The organism is Staphylococcus casei (genome assembly GCF_030294405.1).
Classification (GTDB): domain Bacteria; phylum Bacillota; class Bacilli; order Staphylococcales; family Staphylococcaceae; genus Staphylococcus; species Staphylococcus succinus.
Window position 1 is genome coordinate 733,890 of the sequence record NZ_CP125718.1, and the last position, 15,054, is coordinate 748,943.

Consider the following 15,054-nt stretch of genomic DNA (forward strand, 5'->3'; position numbering starts at 1 on the left):
AAATAATCTCAATATTGTGATTAGTATCATTTAAAAAATTTGATAGTTAACGGAGGTAAATAATCTTCTCCATTATATGATTTTACAGCAGCTACGATAGTAAATATAAAATTTAAAAGTGCAATAACAGGAACTAAAATAATGCCTATTAAAATAAAGAGAGAAATTAACGCTAGTACAGACCAAATAAAATATGAAAGTAAAAAGTTGAAGTAATTTTTACTTACTTTGTCCACAAAAGGTGAATCTTCTCGGTTAATTAGCCAAATAATAAGTGGTGCAATAAGTGAAGTAAAGAAGCTTAATACATAAATCAATGTAGCCATCACGCGTTCATCACGAGTAGGAGCTAATTGTTGTCTTGCTTCAGATGTGTGTGCATTATATTGTTCATTCATCATATGTGCCTCCTCTGGATGTAATAACTATAACAAAGTTTTTTGATTATTGATATTTCAATTAAGTAAATGTTATTTTTAAAGAAATTTGAATAAAAAGTTACTTAATGACGTAATATTCAAAAAATTTAATCATAAATGAAAGGGGAGCAATCTGGGTTTATTGAAATTATTAATAGGTTATACAATGTAGTAAAGCTTAAAGTTAAAATAATATTATTTATTAAAGAAAGAAGGGAAATAATGAAAATTGCAATTGTTGGTTCAGGTAATGGAGCTGTAACTGCAGCATTAGATATGGTGGAGAAAGGGCACGAGGTTAAATTATACTGTAGAAATCAATCTATTGATAAATTTGATAAAGCTATAGAGCAAAACGGTTTTACTTTTAATAATGAAGGTAAAGAAAGTTTCGTTGCATTTAGCGATATTAGTGATGATATGGAATATGTGCTTGATGATGCAGAAGTTATTCAAGTGATTATGCCATCTTCTTTTATTGAACAGTATGCCCATACAATGGCGCCTTTTTTGAAAAATGATCAAATCATTCTATTTAATATGGCAGCTGCGATGGCATCCATACGTTTTATAAACGTTTTAGAAGAAATGCATATAGATGTATTACCACAATTCGCAGAAGTAAATACATTAACTTATGGCACAAGGGTCAATTTTGAGTTAGCGCGCGTTGATTTATCTTTAAATGTAAGAAAAGTTTACTTTTCAACTTATGATAAAACATATTTGAGTGAGAGTTTTGATAAAATAGCAATGCTATATCCCTACATGATTAAAGAAGAAAGTTTATGGAAGACCAATCTTGAAAATGGGAACCCTGAAGTACATCCAGGACCAACATTGTTAAATGTAGGGCGTATCGATTATGCAAATGACTTTGCTCTATATGGTGAAGGAATCACAAAGCATACTGTGCGGTTGTTACATGCCGTGGAATTGGAGCGCTTAACATTGGGACGTAAATTAGGTTTTGAACTGTCAACTGCAAAAGAAGCGCGTATTGAACGGGGATATTTAGATAAAAAGGATGAGGATGAACCACTCAATAGATTATTTAATACTAGTCCAGTTTTTTCACAAATCAAAGGACCAAACCATGTGAAAAATCGATATTTAACTGAAGACATTACATATGGTTTGGTCTTATGGTCCAGTCTTGGACATCATATTGGTGTTGCAACGCCAAATATAGATGCAATTATTACAATAGCATCTACAATCTTAGAGCGTGATTTGTTTGAAGAAGGCCTTACAATAGATGAATTAGGAAAAGCTAAATTAGGATTGGAATAGATACGAAAGATTATTTGAATAAAATTATAAAAGGGAGGCATGTGTATGACAAGGCAACCCACATTTTTAGAATCTATTTCAACAATCATAATCATGATTATCATCGTGATTACAGGTTTTGTCGTTTTTGAAATTCCTATTCAGCCGTTATTAATTTTGGCTTCAGCATATGCAGCTTGGATTGCAAGACGAGTGGGGTTGAAATGGAGAGATTTAGAAGAAGGGATAACGCATCGTTTAGCGACAGCAATGCCAGCTCTATTTATTATTTTAGCAGTAGGCATCATCGTGGGTACTTGGATGTACTCAGGGACTGTCCCATCTTTGATTTACTATGGTTTAGAATTTCTTAATCCTCATTTATTTTTAGTATCTGCTTTTATTATTTGTGCAATTACTTCTGTTGCAACAGGTACTGCTTGGGGTTCTGCATCTACAGCGGGCATTGCACTGATGGCGGTTGGGAGTGAGTTAAATATCAGTTCGGGTATGGCAGCAGGTGCAATTATCGCGGGCGCAGTATTCGGTGATAAAATGTCTCCACTATCTGATACGACAAATCTAGCTGCACTGGTTACTAAAGTGAATATTTTTGCGCATATTAGGGCGATGATATGGACAACTGTACCAGCCTCAATCATTGGTTTGATTGTGTGGTATATTGCTGGAAGACAATATAGTGGAAATACAAATACAAGACAAGTTAATCAAATGTTAACAGAGCTATCTCAAATTTATCACATTAATATGTTTGTTTGGATACCTGTTATCGTTATTGTAGTTTGTTTAGCATGTAAGACTGCTACAGTACCAGCGATGTTATTATCAAGCTTAAGCGCCATATGTGTGGGTGCATTAAATAATGGTTTTAATATTATAGACGGTTTCAAAGCAACGTTTGATGGATTCACCAAGAGTATGGTTCCTGCTAGTAGTGGATCACTGTCAGAAAGATCAATAACCTTGATTGAACAAGGTGGTATGATGAGCATGACTGAAATCGTTGTGACTATCTTTTGTGGTTATGCGTTTGCGGGGATCGTAGAAAAAGCAGGATGTTTAGATGTTATATTACACAAAATATCGAAAAATATAAATACAGTAGGTCAATTGATATTAACTACAATCATAGGTAGTTTAATAATGGTATTAGCGGCAGGTGTAGCTTCTGTAGTTATCATTATGGTGGGTGTATTAATGATGGATATGTATAATAAGATGGATTTGGATCGGACAAATTTATCTAGAACGCTAGAAGATTCAGGGACAATGATTATTCCGCTTATACCTTGGGGAACCTCAGGTATTTACTATACACAACAATTAGGCGTAACTGTAGATCAATTCTTTATTTGGACGGTTCCATGTTATTTATGTATTTGTTTTGCATTATTTTATGGATTTACAGGTATTACTATAAAGAAAGCAAAAGCATGATTGTAAGTATTAGCAATAAAAATGGAGATAAAGCGTTAGACATAATTTGATTTTTAGAGATGAATTTTCACTGATAAGTTTAAAAATATATAATTCGGATAAACATAAGTATAGATGAGGTGATTCCATCTCACTTATAGTGATAATTGTAGCGATATTGCTATGAGTCATGGTATTCATCGATACTTCTAATGAAGATAAAGTTTAAGATATCCTTCTTTTATCTATTTTGTAATCGGTTTTGTATTGTATATTGTAGCGATGGTGCAATATAGAACCGGTTAATTATGAATTTAGTATTTAGATAAGCGTCATTTTTATAATACTATAATTATTTAATAGGCGATGGTTAAAGGTTATAAGCCAACATGCTTAATTAATCACTTAATACTAGACTGCTACTGTTAGTTCGTTTATATAAGAAAGATAATCTATGAGTACTGTTTAATCGACAGTTTTTCGCATTTTCTCATGTAGCGTATCAGTTTTGATTTTAGACTAGTGCATACTACATGCATGGTCTGAAAGACTCACATGATGAACCTAAAAATGGTGAGGATAATTAGAAATTTAAAGTTAAGTGAATATAAAAAAACAAAGCAAACGCTAAAAATAGCGTTTGCTTTGTCATTTATATTCACTTATTAGTGGATATAGTTGTAGCTTGAAGCTTCACCAGCTGAAATTGTACGTGAAGTAACCACACCAGGACCAGCGCCGTAGTTCATTTCTGAAACTTCGATTGAACCGTCACTGTTTACATTTTCAACGTATGCAACGTGACCGTAAGCACCAGCTGAAGATTGTAAAATAGAACCTTGTGAAGGTGAGTTATTTACTGTATATCCTGAACCAGCTGCTGCGCTTGCCCAGTTATTAGCGTTACCCCAAGTTGAACTGATTTTTCCACCAACTCTGTCGAATACATAATATGTACATTGACCAGCAGTATAAAGGTTACTTGAAGAACCTGAATTACTTGCAAATGAGCTTGATGAATTTGATGAACTTGATGGTGCACTAGTTGTACTTACTTTAACGTTGCTTGTTGAAGTAGAGTGTGAAACTGCGCCTCTTCCACCAGTTGTATGATTACTTGCTGTATATGATTGAGTAGAGCTAGCTTGTGTATTGTAGCTATAACCACTGTTATTGTTTTCTTGTTGTGTTTGTTTAGGGCTCCAATTACCTTTCCAGTCATAATTGTAGTTACCTTGTTGATCTATTGTATATGAATATTCGAATGATGTAGGATCATTAGGATTATACCCACCATTGTTATTTTCTGCTGCGTCTGCATCATGTTGTGCAAAAGCAAAAGTAGCGATTCCTGCAGTTGCGATTGTAGCTGTAGCGATTTTCTTCATTGTAAAATATCCTCCTAAAAATTGTTTCGTAATGCTATCCCAGTCTCTAACGACAAATTTATAATTTTTATTCGCTGTTTCAACGACAAGAATTACTTTATCAGAAAAACATACCTTTGTGGGCAATGTTATCGTTTTGTAATTTAGTTCTAATAATTTATTCAGGTATGTAATAAATTAGTGTCGTTAAAATAGTTGGGAAAGGCTGTTATATCAATGTTTCTTGAATGTTTGGTGTATAATTGCACTATGCTTTATTACAACGCTGTAAAATAACAGAAAATTTCAAACAATAATAAATGAGAGAAAATAGTTATTAAAATGAACTAAAATTTACTAATTGAAGATATTATATAAAAAATATATATTCAATAATTAATATAATGGTCTGAATAAGAGGTTGAATAAAAGAAACTAAATTATAAGCATAGATATTGACACTTACTTACTGAAGGCTTAATATAATGGTATAAAAAATATACTAGTTAAGTGAGGTGAAGCAATGAAAGTTGAACTCGGCTTAACATCTTTTGCTGATAATACTGATATCTATGTAGAGGATGGACAACAAAGTGCGGTGAGTAATGCACAAAGAATACGAAATATTATTGAAGAGATTGAAACGGCAGATTACTATGGATTAGATGTTTATGGTTTAGGAGAGCATCACCGACCAGATTATGCAGTTTCTGATCCCGTTACTGTCTTAGCGGCAGCAGCGAGAAATACCTCGCACATTAAATTGAGTAGTGCAGTAACAGTGCTTTCGTCAGATGATCCTGTGCGTGTGTTTGAGCGCTTTTCTACATTAGATGCTGTTTCAAATGGGCGTGCTGAAATTATGGTTGGTCGGGGGTCGTTTATTGAATCATTTCCATTATTTGGATACAATTTAAATGATTATGAACAACTTTTTAATGAAAAAATTGATTTATTGATGAACATTAATCATAATCCCATCGTAAATTGGGAAGGTGAACTAAGACCATCTATACAAAATTTAGGTGTGTATCCAAGACCTGAAAATGGCCCATTACCGATTGCGATAGCAACAGGAGGGACTCCAGAATCTTCGTTAAAAGCAGGAGCATTAGGATTACCTATAACTTATGCTATAATCGGTGGAGACCCAAAAAGATTTAAACGCAATATAGATATGTACAAATCTATAGCAGAATCTTATGGACACAATGTAAATGAATTATCTATTGCGACACATTCATGGGGATATATTGCGGAAACAGATGAACAAGCTAAGCGCGAGTTCTTCCCCTCTGTCAAATTCAGTCACGATGTGCTAGCCAAAGAAAGAGGTTGGGTACCTTATGATGAAAATAGTTTTGAACGAGAGGCTGGTCCAAATGGTGCAATGTACGTAGGGAGTCCAGAGACTGTCGCACAAAAGATAATCGAAACGGTTGAAACACTAGGTCTTACACGTTTTATGCTACACACCCCAGTGGGTTCTATACCTCATACTAGAACACTGACTACTATCAAATTGTTAGCTGAACGTGTGAAACCTATTGTAGATAAATATTTTGAAAACAAATAGAAGGAGCGTTTGTAATGATATTACGTTATTTAACAAATTTAAAATTAGCTAAAGAATTGTACGATGCAGCAAAACCTAAATTAAAAGGTGATCAATCAATGAAAGATACTTTTGTAGAGGTATTTAACTTACCTTCAAGTGCGGTGCCTTTAGCTGGAGCAGTTGAAGCTTTAAGTGCAGTATTTTTCGTATTAAGTTTTGCAAGTAAAAAATTATCACGTCTAGGTTCACTTTTATCAATTTCTGTCTTAGGCGTTGCAGCTTATAAACATTTTGAAGCTGGACACGGTAAAGCTGGTGCTAAACACGCATTAGACTTAACTGGTTTAGCAGCACTCAGTTTATTAGATACAATCGATTGTAAGAAAAAATAATAAAGGGTTTAAATATTAAAAAAAGAACTGACGCACACATCATCATTGTGTGCGTCAGTTCTTTTTTGTTTAACATTACAATAGGAAGTTCTTGGAAAAAATGAGGCTATAGTATTGCAAAGTGAATTATTTAGCTATTCAATTTTTAGTAATAAAAAGTATCTATAGACCACTAAAATTTGAAAATTAAAACAAAATATTAAAAAAAGAGTAGGAAATCTTAATATTTTTCATAGTTAGTCATATTGAATCAAAAGTGTTAAATAGGATAAAATTATTATATTAACAACTAGAAATAACATAAGGAGTGGTTATATGAAACTACAACATTTTAAATCATTAAATGAACTTATCGAGAAATACCAACAAGGTAAAAATTTCTTTAAACGATCAAAGCACCAATACCAATTAAATTATGAAGAAGTGTTTATTTTAAACTATATATACAATAGTAATGATAACGAAATTACCGCTAAGGACATCGCACAATATTCACAGTTGAAGCCGTATTACCTAACAAAAGCACTTCAAAAATTAATAAAAATGGAATATCTGAATAAAAAAAGAAGCGATATTGATGAACGTACAGTTGTTGTATACGTAGATGCGCAACAACGTGAAAAAATAAAGCATACTATAGAAAATTTACAAAAACAGCTTTAAGATAAGACAAAAAACTAAATGAGCAAGTTAGATAAATGTAGTGGCGAATAAAAACGACAAGCTAATCAATAAACAAAAAAACAAACTATTATTGTTTTAATAATAGTTTGTTTTTTATATTAAAAATTACGAGTAGATAATGTGTAATTTTTCCACAAACTGTTTAGTTTAATTATCGCCATAATAGTTCCTTGTCTAGAGCATAATCAATTCTGTTAAACATAGTAGGATTCTATTGAGTTGTTAATTTTTCATTATTATAAATTAGATAAACGTTAAAAAGAAACTGTATGATATCTAATAGCTGTAGTAAGGTTTGTTTGACACTGAAAAACTTTCTTTCAATAAAGTCGAGTGTTAAACTAGGAATATCTAGGGTAGAAGCTAACTATGAGGTGATGAAAGTGAATTATTCCGCGTTAATACATTCGGATATCCAAAAAAAATGGATTAAAAAATTAGATAAAGTAAAAGAACAATTTAAAGAGAAGTCAGATTATAATGACATACATTCGCGATTTCCTTATGAAAATATTGAATGGTTAGTCAATGAAGGTTATACCTTATTAACGTTACCTAAGGTTTATGGTGGAGAAGGGGCAACCATAGAAGATATGGTAATCATACAAAGTTATTTAGGAATGATTGATGGCCCAACGGCGCTTTCTATAGGATGGCATTTAAGCGTGGTTGGTCAACTGTACGAACAACAAATGTGGGAGCCATCTATGCTCAAGATGTTTTCAGATGAAATGAAAAACGGGGCACTAGTTAATAGAGCTATCAGTGAAGCAGAAACGGGTAGTCCAACCCGTGGTGCTAGACCATCTACAAATGCGGTTGAAGTAGATGATGGGTTTGTAATTAATGGTGTGAAGACCTTTACGTCTATGAGTAAAGGATTAACGCATTTCATTGTAAGCGCATATGATAATGCAAGAGAGCAAGTAGGCTATTTTCTAATTCCCAAAGAGACCGAGGGTGTAGAAATAGCTGATAATTGGAATATGATGGGCATGCGTGCTACAGAAAGTCATGACTTAGTGTTAAATGATGTACATGTCTCTAAGGAAAATTTTGTTGAACTCAGAAGTGCTGCTGGAAAGAAACCAAACGGATGGATTTTACATATTCCGAGTGTGTACTTAGGTATCGCACAAGCAGCAAGAGATTATGCTATTGATTTTGCTAAAGTACATAGTCCAAGTAGTATAGAAGGGACGATTGGTGATTTATCTACTGTTCAACAAAATATAGGAAAGATGGAATCACTTTTACTATCGGCGCGTCACTTTTTATGGAGCACAGCTGCTTTGTATACAACCAATCATGGGGACGCGCAATTATGGAATGAAACAGCGGCAAGCAAAATCTTAGTGATGAATCAAGGACTCGAAGTGATTGATATTGCAATGCGAATCGTAGGGGCTAAGAGTCTTGAAATGGACAGACCGCTGCAACGTTATTACAGAGATATGCGTGCAGGATTACATAATCCTCCAATGGAAGATATGGCATACAGCAACATAGCTGCATCGGTATTAGGTCTTTTTGATAAAAAATAAGGTTTATCATTAAGTTTACTAGGCAACTTTTTTATTGATGTATAGTTAATGTGCATGTAAAAATAAGGCTTTAACGACTTTGTATCTGAAGCGTTATCTGGTGATTGAAATATGCTAGATACGTATTATGTCGTTAAAGCCTACTATTTTGCTCTTTTAATGGTAGTATTAATAAATGATTGCTTTGGCTACTACTAACTTATACCAAACTGTTAGATGTGGTCTTAGATTAATAACTCGCTTTATCCAAAAATTCGTCATCTATTACATTCTTAGTGATTTCATTTAAATGCGCTTTAGACATGTGACTATCCTCTTGATATTTTACGCCGTGTTTTTTAGCTAAATCATTTGTGTAATCGTCTAACATATACAATTCGAAATTTTTTTTAAGACTACCGAGACGCTGATTCTGTGTTTCATAATGGTTAACGATAGAACGCCATTTTACATTGTCTATGTAAGTTTGACCAAGTTGTTTTTTGATGTCAAATTGAATACTACCTCCTAAATGATTACGCTCTGTCCCTGTTTCTTGACCATTCAAGAAGTTACCAAGTGAATAGGCAACTAATGTTTTATGATTATTTTTACCTTGGACCCATTTTACTGGTTGAATGACATGAGGATGTGTGCCTAATACAACATCAACATTTTGATTAGCTAAAAATTGAGCATAACGTGTTTGCATTTTATTGGGCTTATGCTTACCTTCATTTCCCCAGTGAGCTGAGACCATGACAAGGTCACTTTGTTTTTTTGCCTTATGGATATCTTTTTTCATTTGTGTTTTATTAAAATAATTAATTTGATACGGCTTATCTGTTTTTAACCCATTTGTACCAAAGGTATAACTTAATAATGAAATTTTAATGCCTTTAGATTTGAATACATGAATTTTATCGCGTGATTCTTTTGAGTTAAATGTTCCAGTGAAAAGGGCTTCTTTTTTATATTTATTCCAAGTTTGAATTCTTTGTTCAACTCCATGAGTGCCTTGATCTAAAGAATGATTATTTGATCCATTGATTAAATTAAAGCCTGTATTGACTAAATCTTTAGCGACAGAGCTGGGTGTATTAAACCTTTTGAAACCAGAATATGGTATGTCATCGCCACCCATAGGAGATTCTTGGTTTACAAAGGCTACATCCTTGTCTTTTATGTATGATTTAATAGGTGCATACATAGGTTTAAAGTCATAGCTATGAGCAGCAGTTTTGGCATTATTATAGACAACAGGATGTATGAGGTTATCACCGACAGCGACAAAATCTGTTTTTTTACTATTGTTAGTAACAGATAATAGTAAAATGGATAAATTCATAATCAATAACAGACTACAAATGAATGCGACTATGAATGTTGAAAGTAACATGAACTTTTTCATCATATCCTCCTTCTGATGAGTAGATAAGCGGTATATTAAATGTAAATAGGATTATGTTAATTTATTTGGTCGTTATGACATGCTTTAATAATAAGTAAATCATCCTCTTTGGATACTCATACCACTTTTTACAACATTTTATGTTTAGATTTTTAATTTAATTATTTTATTTATCTTTTGGTAACTATGTAGAGAGAGTTGTGCCTTGTAGATCATGATAGCTAGTGTATTAATCATTAATTATCTAGACTATTTCAATATATAAAGTAAACCATTGATTATAGTTTCTTCATTAATACAGTAATTATATTTTTGTAATCTCAAATGAGATATATTTAATAAACTAAGTGTTGTAAATTTACTTGAAAGATTATATAATCAAATTTAACTGATAATGATTTTCAATGGAGGAAGAATGATGAAAAAATTATTGTTTCCGTTAATTGCTTTAGTCTTAATTCTAGCAGCATGCGGTAATAAATCTGATAGTGATTCTAGTAAGGAAGAGACAAAATCATACAAACAAGACAGTGGGAAAAGTATAGATGTACCGAAAAATCCAAAACGCATAGCTGTTGTAGCGCCAACATATGCAGGTGGGATTAAATATCTTGATGGAAAAATTGTTGCTGTCAATAAACAAGTCGATAGTAGTAAACTTCTGAAAGATAAATTCAAAGGCGTTGAAAAGATTGGGGAAAATGATGTAGAAAAAGTAGCGAAAACAAAACCAGATTTAATTATCGTTTACTCTACAGATAAAAATATTAAAAAGTATAAGAAAATAGCGCCAACTGTTGTCTTTGATTATGGAAAACATAAATACTTAGATCAACAAAAAGAATTAGCTAAGTTATTAGGCAAAGAAGAAAAAGCAAAAGCTTGGGAAGATAAATGGAAATCCCAAACTAAAAAAGATGGGAAAAAAATTAAAGAGAAAATTGGTGCAGATGCAACAGTGTCAATCTTTGATGAATTCGATAAAAAACTATATAGCTATGGACCAAACTGGGGACGCGGTGGCGAAGTTTTATATCAAGCATTTGGTCTGAATATGCCAGATAAACTAGATAAGTTAGTTAAAAAAGAAGGCTGGGCAGAAGTGAAACAAGAGAAGATTGCTGATTATGCAGGTGATTATATTGTTTCTACTAGTGAAGGAAAATCTAAACCTGCTTATGAAAAAACTAACTTATGGAACAACTTACCTGCCGTCCAGAAAGACAATGTTATACAAGTTCAAGCCGAAACATATTGGTACAATGATCCTTATACTTTAGAATATATGAGAAAAGATTTAAAAGAGAAATTTTTAAACGAATAATTAAATGAATTTAAAATGATTTATCAGTGACTTATTAGGGAAAAAAGCTATCAACTTGAATGTTGATAGCTTTTTTAATGTTAAAAATATGTATCTGTATGTAAACTTTTTATTTTTAAATGTTTACATTAATGGTATAATTTTTACATTGAGGAGGAGTGAACATGACTACAAAATATTTAGTATATACAGGTTTAATGACAGCGATTATAGCTGTATTAGGTTTTGTACCTGCGATTCCATTACCAATTATGCCAGTACCTATTGTCTTACAAAATATAGGTATTTTCTTGGCAGCTATTTTGCTAGGACGTAAATATGGGACATTAAGTGTGATTATCTTATTAATGCTTGTTGCTACTGGATTGCCATTATTATCTGGTGGACGTGGTGGTATCGGTGTATTTGCAGGACCTTCAGCTGGTTTTTTATTCATGTATCCAGTTGTTGCATATCTCATTGGTTTAGTTAGAGATTTGTATTTTAAAAAGATTAACTTTATTGTATTATTAATTACAACAATTGTGATTGGGGCAATCTTGCTTGATGTTGTGGGTACAATAATCATGGGGCTTATTACTAATTTACCAATATCTAAGTCAATCACTTTGTCACTGGTTTTTATACCAGGAGATATTGTAAAGGCAATTATAGCAAGCTTAGTTGGGAATGTTTTACTTAATCATAGTCGTTTTCAACAATTATTAAAATAAAATTCATAAGTATAAGCGTAGGTGATTTGCTAATGGTGATATCAATGGAAGACATATATCAACAAGGTACTGTTTATAGTTACGATGCTCAAAAAACAATCTATTTAACACCGGAAGAACCGCTTGTATTTGATGTGAATAAATGGGCTTATAAACAGATGCCTACGATTAAAACTTGGAAAAAGGATATGCTTCAACAATTTCAATTACATAAACAACAAGGTTCAAATCATTTGGCATTTACTTTTCCAGAAAATGAAAGTTTAGAACAGAAATGGATGGATGAATTAAAGTCGGAACATTTTGAATTAGGCATAATGGAGCTATATGCAATTGAAAGTACGAATATCAAACAAAGGCATCATCAACACATAGAAGTGACATTTGTGCATTCAGATATATTAGAAGATTATATTGAAATTTATAAGCAATTTGCAGAACCTTATGGGAAAGCATATGCGGAAGAAAGTATTAAGATGATACGAAGTCAATTTAATGATGATCAAAAGTCACGCTTGATAGCATATGATAGAGGGATACCAGTAGGTATTTTAGACTTGATTCTTACCGATAAAACAGTAGAAATAGATGGTTTTGGCGTGTTAGAACCTTATCAAAATAAAGGTATCGGTAGCATTATGCAATCTTTTGTTGCAAATGTTGCTGGTACTAGACCTGTCATACTTATTGCAGATGGTGAAGATAGCGCTAAGCAGATGTACATAAAGCAAGGTTATATTTTTATTAGTTTCTGTTATCAAATTTTAAAAGAAAATGTAGATTAAATAACACATAGACTTAAAATAATTTAAAGCTGTGAAGGCCACCGAAGGATAGTTAATCTTCTGTTGCTTCCACAGCTTTAATACGTTCTGCGTGGCTATAGATATTGAAATTACCATCTCTAATGAAACCAATTGCAGTTATATTTAAGTCTTCTGCGAGGGTAATAGCTAATGTTGTTGGCGCAGATTTTGAAAGGATGATACCGACGCCGATTTTTGCAGCTTTAATTAATATTTCTGACGATATTCGGCCACTAAAAATGAGTACTTTATCACGTATTGGGATATGTCTTTGAATGCAAAAACCATATAATTTATCTAAAGCGTTATGGCGTCCGATATCTTGTCGATGTTCAAAGAAAGTATCTCCATCACTGATTGCCGCATTATGGAGACCACCAGTTTGTTTGAATATCGTACTAGCACTTTGTAATCTTGTCATCATGTTTACGACTTGAAGTGGATTTAAAGTTACTTTAGACATAGAGGTTTTGGCAATCGCAGCATCATTGTGAAAATAAAATTCTCTACTTTTGCCACAACATGAAGCAATCATACGTTTTGTAGAGTATGTGAATCGATCGTCTAATGTGTGTGTTAACTCCACATGTGCAAAGCCTTTACTATCATCAATTTGAATAGATTTTAAATCAGCGTTTTTCAGAATGACACCTTCAGAAGCTAGAAAACCTAGCACTAATTCTTCTAGATGATTTGGACTACAAATAACTGTTGCAAATTCTTCTCCATTGACCATTATAGTTAGTGGAAATTCAGTTACATAATGATCTGTAGTATTAAATAGCTTTCCTTGCTCGTATCTCACAATCGATTGATTTGTTAATATATCCTCGTTCATATAGCCACCTCACTTTATAATTCACTATTCATTTTAGCGCATTTTTATCCGTAAAAAAAAGAATCAGATTTGATTTTATAGTTAATGATGAACTGAAATTATAAGTATGAACAGAAAAGCTTGGTAAATGGAATTAACTGTCATTGTTGCTATAAAAATTATATAAAGGTAAACTTAAGGTAAACAATAGTTAGAGGTGAGTCGAATGGCAAGTATTAGAGATATCGCACGAGCGGCAGAGGTGAGTCCGGGTACAGTTTCGCGCGTATTAAATAATGATCCAACACTTTCAGTATCTAAAACTACAAGGCAGAGAATACATGACATCGCTGATAAATTACAATATCAAAAATCATCTAGAAAGAATAAAAGCATACAAATCATTACATATGCTTCAAGGGCTAAAGAAATGTCGGATCCATACTATCGGGAGATTCGTTTAGCAATTGAAGCAGAAGTTAAAAGATTAAACTTGTCACTTAAGCGTACTATTAGGATAGATGGTAATCAATCAGAAGTAGATCTAGCAAAAATTGATAAGGCTGGTGCAATTATTGTTGTCGGGAATTTTTCTCAAGATGCAATAGAAATCCTTAAAAAATGCAATAAAAATATTATTGTTATTAATAATCCGAACACACCTAAATCAATAGATGCAGTGTATTCTGATCTTAATCATTCAATGACGCATTTACTTAACCAGTTAGGTCAATTGGAGTTATCTAAAATTGCCTATGTCGGCGGCTATCATACTATACGAAATTTGTCAGGTGAGCCATTTTATAATAATACAGATGTCAGATATGAAGCATATAAAAAATGGTGCAAACAACAACAAATTGAAGAGATTTCAATGCTTGATGGTTGGGAAAAAGAAGATGGTGAACGAGCGGTAAAAGTATTAGCAAAGCAACAATCATTGCCAGAAGTGTTTATAGCAGGTAATGACATGGTGGCTATTGGCATTTTACAACAGCTGCAATATGAAAAAGTTACAATTCCAGAAGAAATTAAATTGATTAGCTTTAATGATTTGGAAGTTATTAAGTATACTGTACCTTCCATTAGTAGTGTGCATATACCAGTTGATGAATTTGGTAGGATAGCAGTTAGAATGGCTGAAGAACGTATCAATAAGACACGACGTATTGCAATACATGTTGTGGTAGAAGCACAACTTATTGAACGAAATACATTTAAATCAAACACATAATCTTGATTGACAAAACAATTAGTAAACAAGTAAACTTTATTTGTGTTTACTTGTTTGAGGGGTCTGTTAACTTAATTGAATTATTGAAAGATTAAAG

At 32.6% G+C, this 15,054-nt stretch carries 14 protein-coding genes; 10 read left to right on the plus strand and 4 right to left on the minus strand.

The window, feature by feature from the left end:
• Window positions 1-26: 26 nt before the first annotated feature.
• Window positions 27-398, minus strand: coding sequence for a DUF4870 domain-containing protein (locus tag QMO72_RS03255; RefSeq protein ID WP_103267460.1), 372 nt, complete (start codon window positions 396-398; stop codon window positions 27-29).
• 243 nt (window positions 399-641) lie between these two features.
• On the opposite strand from QMO72_RS03255, the gene QMO72_RS03260 reads away from it, so the two are divergent.
• Both QMO72_RS03260 and nhaC read left to right on the plus strand, forming a co-directional pair.
• Window positions 642-1,712: an NAD/NADP-dependent octopine/nopaline dehydrogenase family protein gene (locus tag QMO72_RS03260; RefSeq protein WP_103267461.1), complete on the plus strand. Its 1,071-nt coding sequence runs from the start codon at window positions 642-644 to the stop codon at window positions 1,710-1,712.
• 45 nt (window positions 1,713-1,757) lie between these two features.
• Window positions 1,758-3,149 carry a Na+/H+ antiporter NhaC gene (gene nhaC, locus QMO72_RS03265; RefSeq protein WP_103267462.1) on the plus strand — a complete coding sequence of 464 codons (1,392 nt, stop codon included), beginning with the start codon at window positions 1,758-1,760 and terminating at the stop codon, window positions 3,147-3,149.
• Between the two features lie 644 nt (window positions 3,150-3,793).
• On the opposite strand, the gene QMO72_RS03270 is transcribed toward nhaC, so the two are convergent.
• Window positions 3,794-4,516 (minus strand): CHAP domain-containing protein, encoded by a 723-nt coding sequence (locus QMO72_RS03270; protein WP_103267463.1) that lies wholly within the window; start codon window positions 4,514-4,516, stop codon window positions 3,794-3,796.
• Between the two features lie 502 nt (window positions 4,517-5,018).
• Between QMO72_RS03270 and QMO72_RS03275 the strand changes: the two genes are divergently transcribed.
• From QMO72_RS03275 to QMO72_RS03290, 4 genes are all read left to right on the plus strand, one after another.
• On the plus strand, window positions 5,019-6,071 hold the full coding sequence (locus QMO72_RS03275; RefSeq protein WP_103266431.1) for an LLM class flavin-dependent oxidoreductase: 1,053 nt from the start codon (window positions 5,019-5,021) through the stop codon (window positions 6,069-6,071).
• Window positions 6,072-6,085: 14 nt separating this feature from the next.
• Window positions 6,086-6,445: a hypothetical protein gene (locus QMO72_RS03280; RefSeq protein WP_069822830.1), complete on the plus strand. Its 360-nt coding sequence runs from the start codon at window positions 6,086-6,088 to the stop codon at window positions 6,443-6,445.
• Window positions 6,446-6,760: 315 nt separating this feature from the next.
• Window positions 6,761-7,108, plus strand: coding sequence for a transcriptional regulator, SarA/Rot family (locus QMO72_RS03285; RefSeq protein ID WP_103266432.1), 348 nt, complete (start codon window positions 6,761-6,763; stop codon window positions 7,106-7,108).
• A gap of 404 nt (window positions 7,109-7,512) precedes the next feature.
• Window positions 7,513-8,673 carry an acyl-CoA dehydrogenase family protein gene (locus QMO72_RS03290; protein ID WP_103266433.1) on the plus strand — a complete coding sequence of 387 codons (1,161 nt, stop codon included), beginning with the start codon at window positions 7,513-7,515 and terminating at the stop codon, window positions 8,671-8,673.
• Window positions 8,674-8,902: 229 nt separating this feature from the next.
• Here the strand turns inward: QMO72_RS03290 and QMO72_RS03295 are convergent, their stop codons facing one another.
• Complete coding sequence (locus QMO72_RS03295) at window positions 8,903-10,066, minus strand: CapA family protein (protein ID WP_103266434.1); 1,164 nt, start codon at window positions 10,064-10,066, stop codon at window positions 8,903-8,905.
• 415 nt (window positions 10,067-10,481) lie between these two features.
• Between QMO72_RS03295 and QMO72_RS03300 the strand changes: the two genes are divergently transcribed.
• The 3 genes from QMO72_RS03300 (at window position 10,482) to QMO72_RS03310 (ending at window position 12,885) form a co-directional block, all read left to right on the plus strand.
• On the plus strand, window positions 10,482-11,387 hold the full coding sequence (locus QMO72_RS03300; RefSeq protein ID WP_103266435.1) for an ABC transporter substrate-binding protein: 906 nt from the start codon (window positions 10,482-10,484) through the stop codon (window positions 11,385-11,387).
• Between the two features lie 164 nt (window positions 11,388-11,551).
• Entirely contained in the window at window positions 11,552-12,100 is a 549-nt protein-coding gene (locus QMO72_RS03305) for a biotin transporter BioY (RefSeq protein ID WP_073505723.1), read from the plus strand.
• Window positions 12,101-12,132: 32 nt separating this feature from the next.
• Window positions 12,133-12,885: a GNAT family N-acetyltransferase gene (locus QMO72_RS03310; RefSeq protein WP_286093238.1), complete on the plus strand. Its 753-nt coding sequence runs from the start codon at window positions 12,133-12,135 to the stop codon at window positions 12,883-12,885.
• Window positions 12,886-12,937: 52 nt separating this feature from the next.
• Here QMO72_RS03310 and fdhD read toward each other — a convergent pair whose 3' ends face one another.
• On the minus strand, window positions 12,938-13,744 hold the full coding sequence (gene fdhD / locus QMO72_RS03315; protein WP_103266436.1) for a formate dehydrogenase accessory sulfurtransferase FdhD: 807 nt from the start codon (window positions 13,742-13,744) through the stop codon (window positions 12,938-12,940).
• A gap of 205 nt (window positions 13,745-13,949) precedes the next feature.
• Here fdhD and QMO72_RS03320 point away from each other — a divergent pair, with 205 nt between their 5' ends.
• Entirely contained in the window at window positions 13,950-14,957 is a 1,008-nt protein-coding gene (locus tag QMO72_RS03320) for a LacI family DNA-binding transcriptional regulator (RefSeq protein WP_103266437.1), read from the plus strand.
• Window positions 14,958-15,054 lie beyond the last annotated feature (97 nt).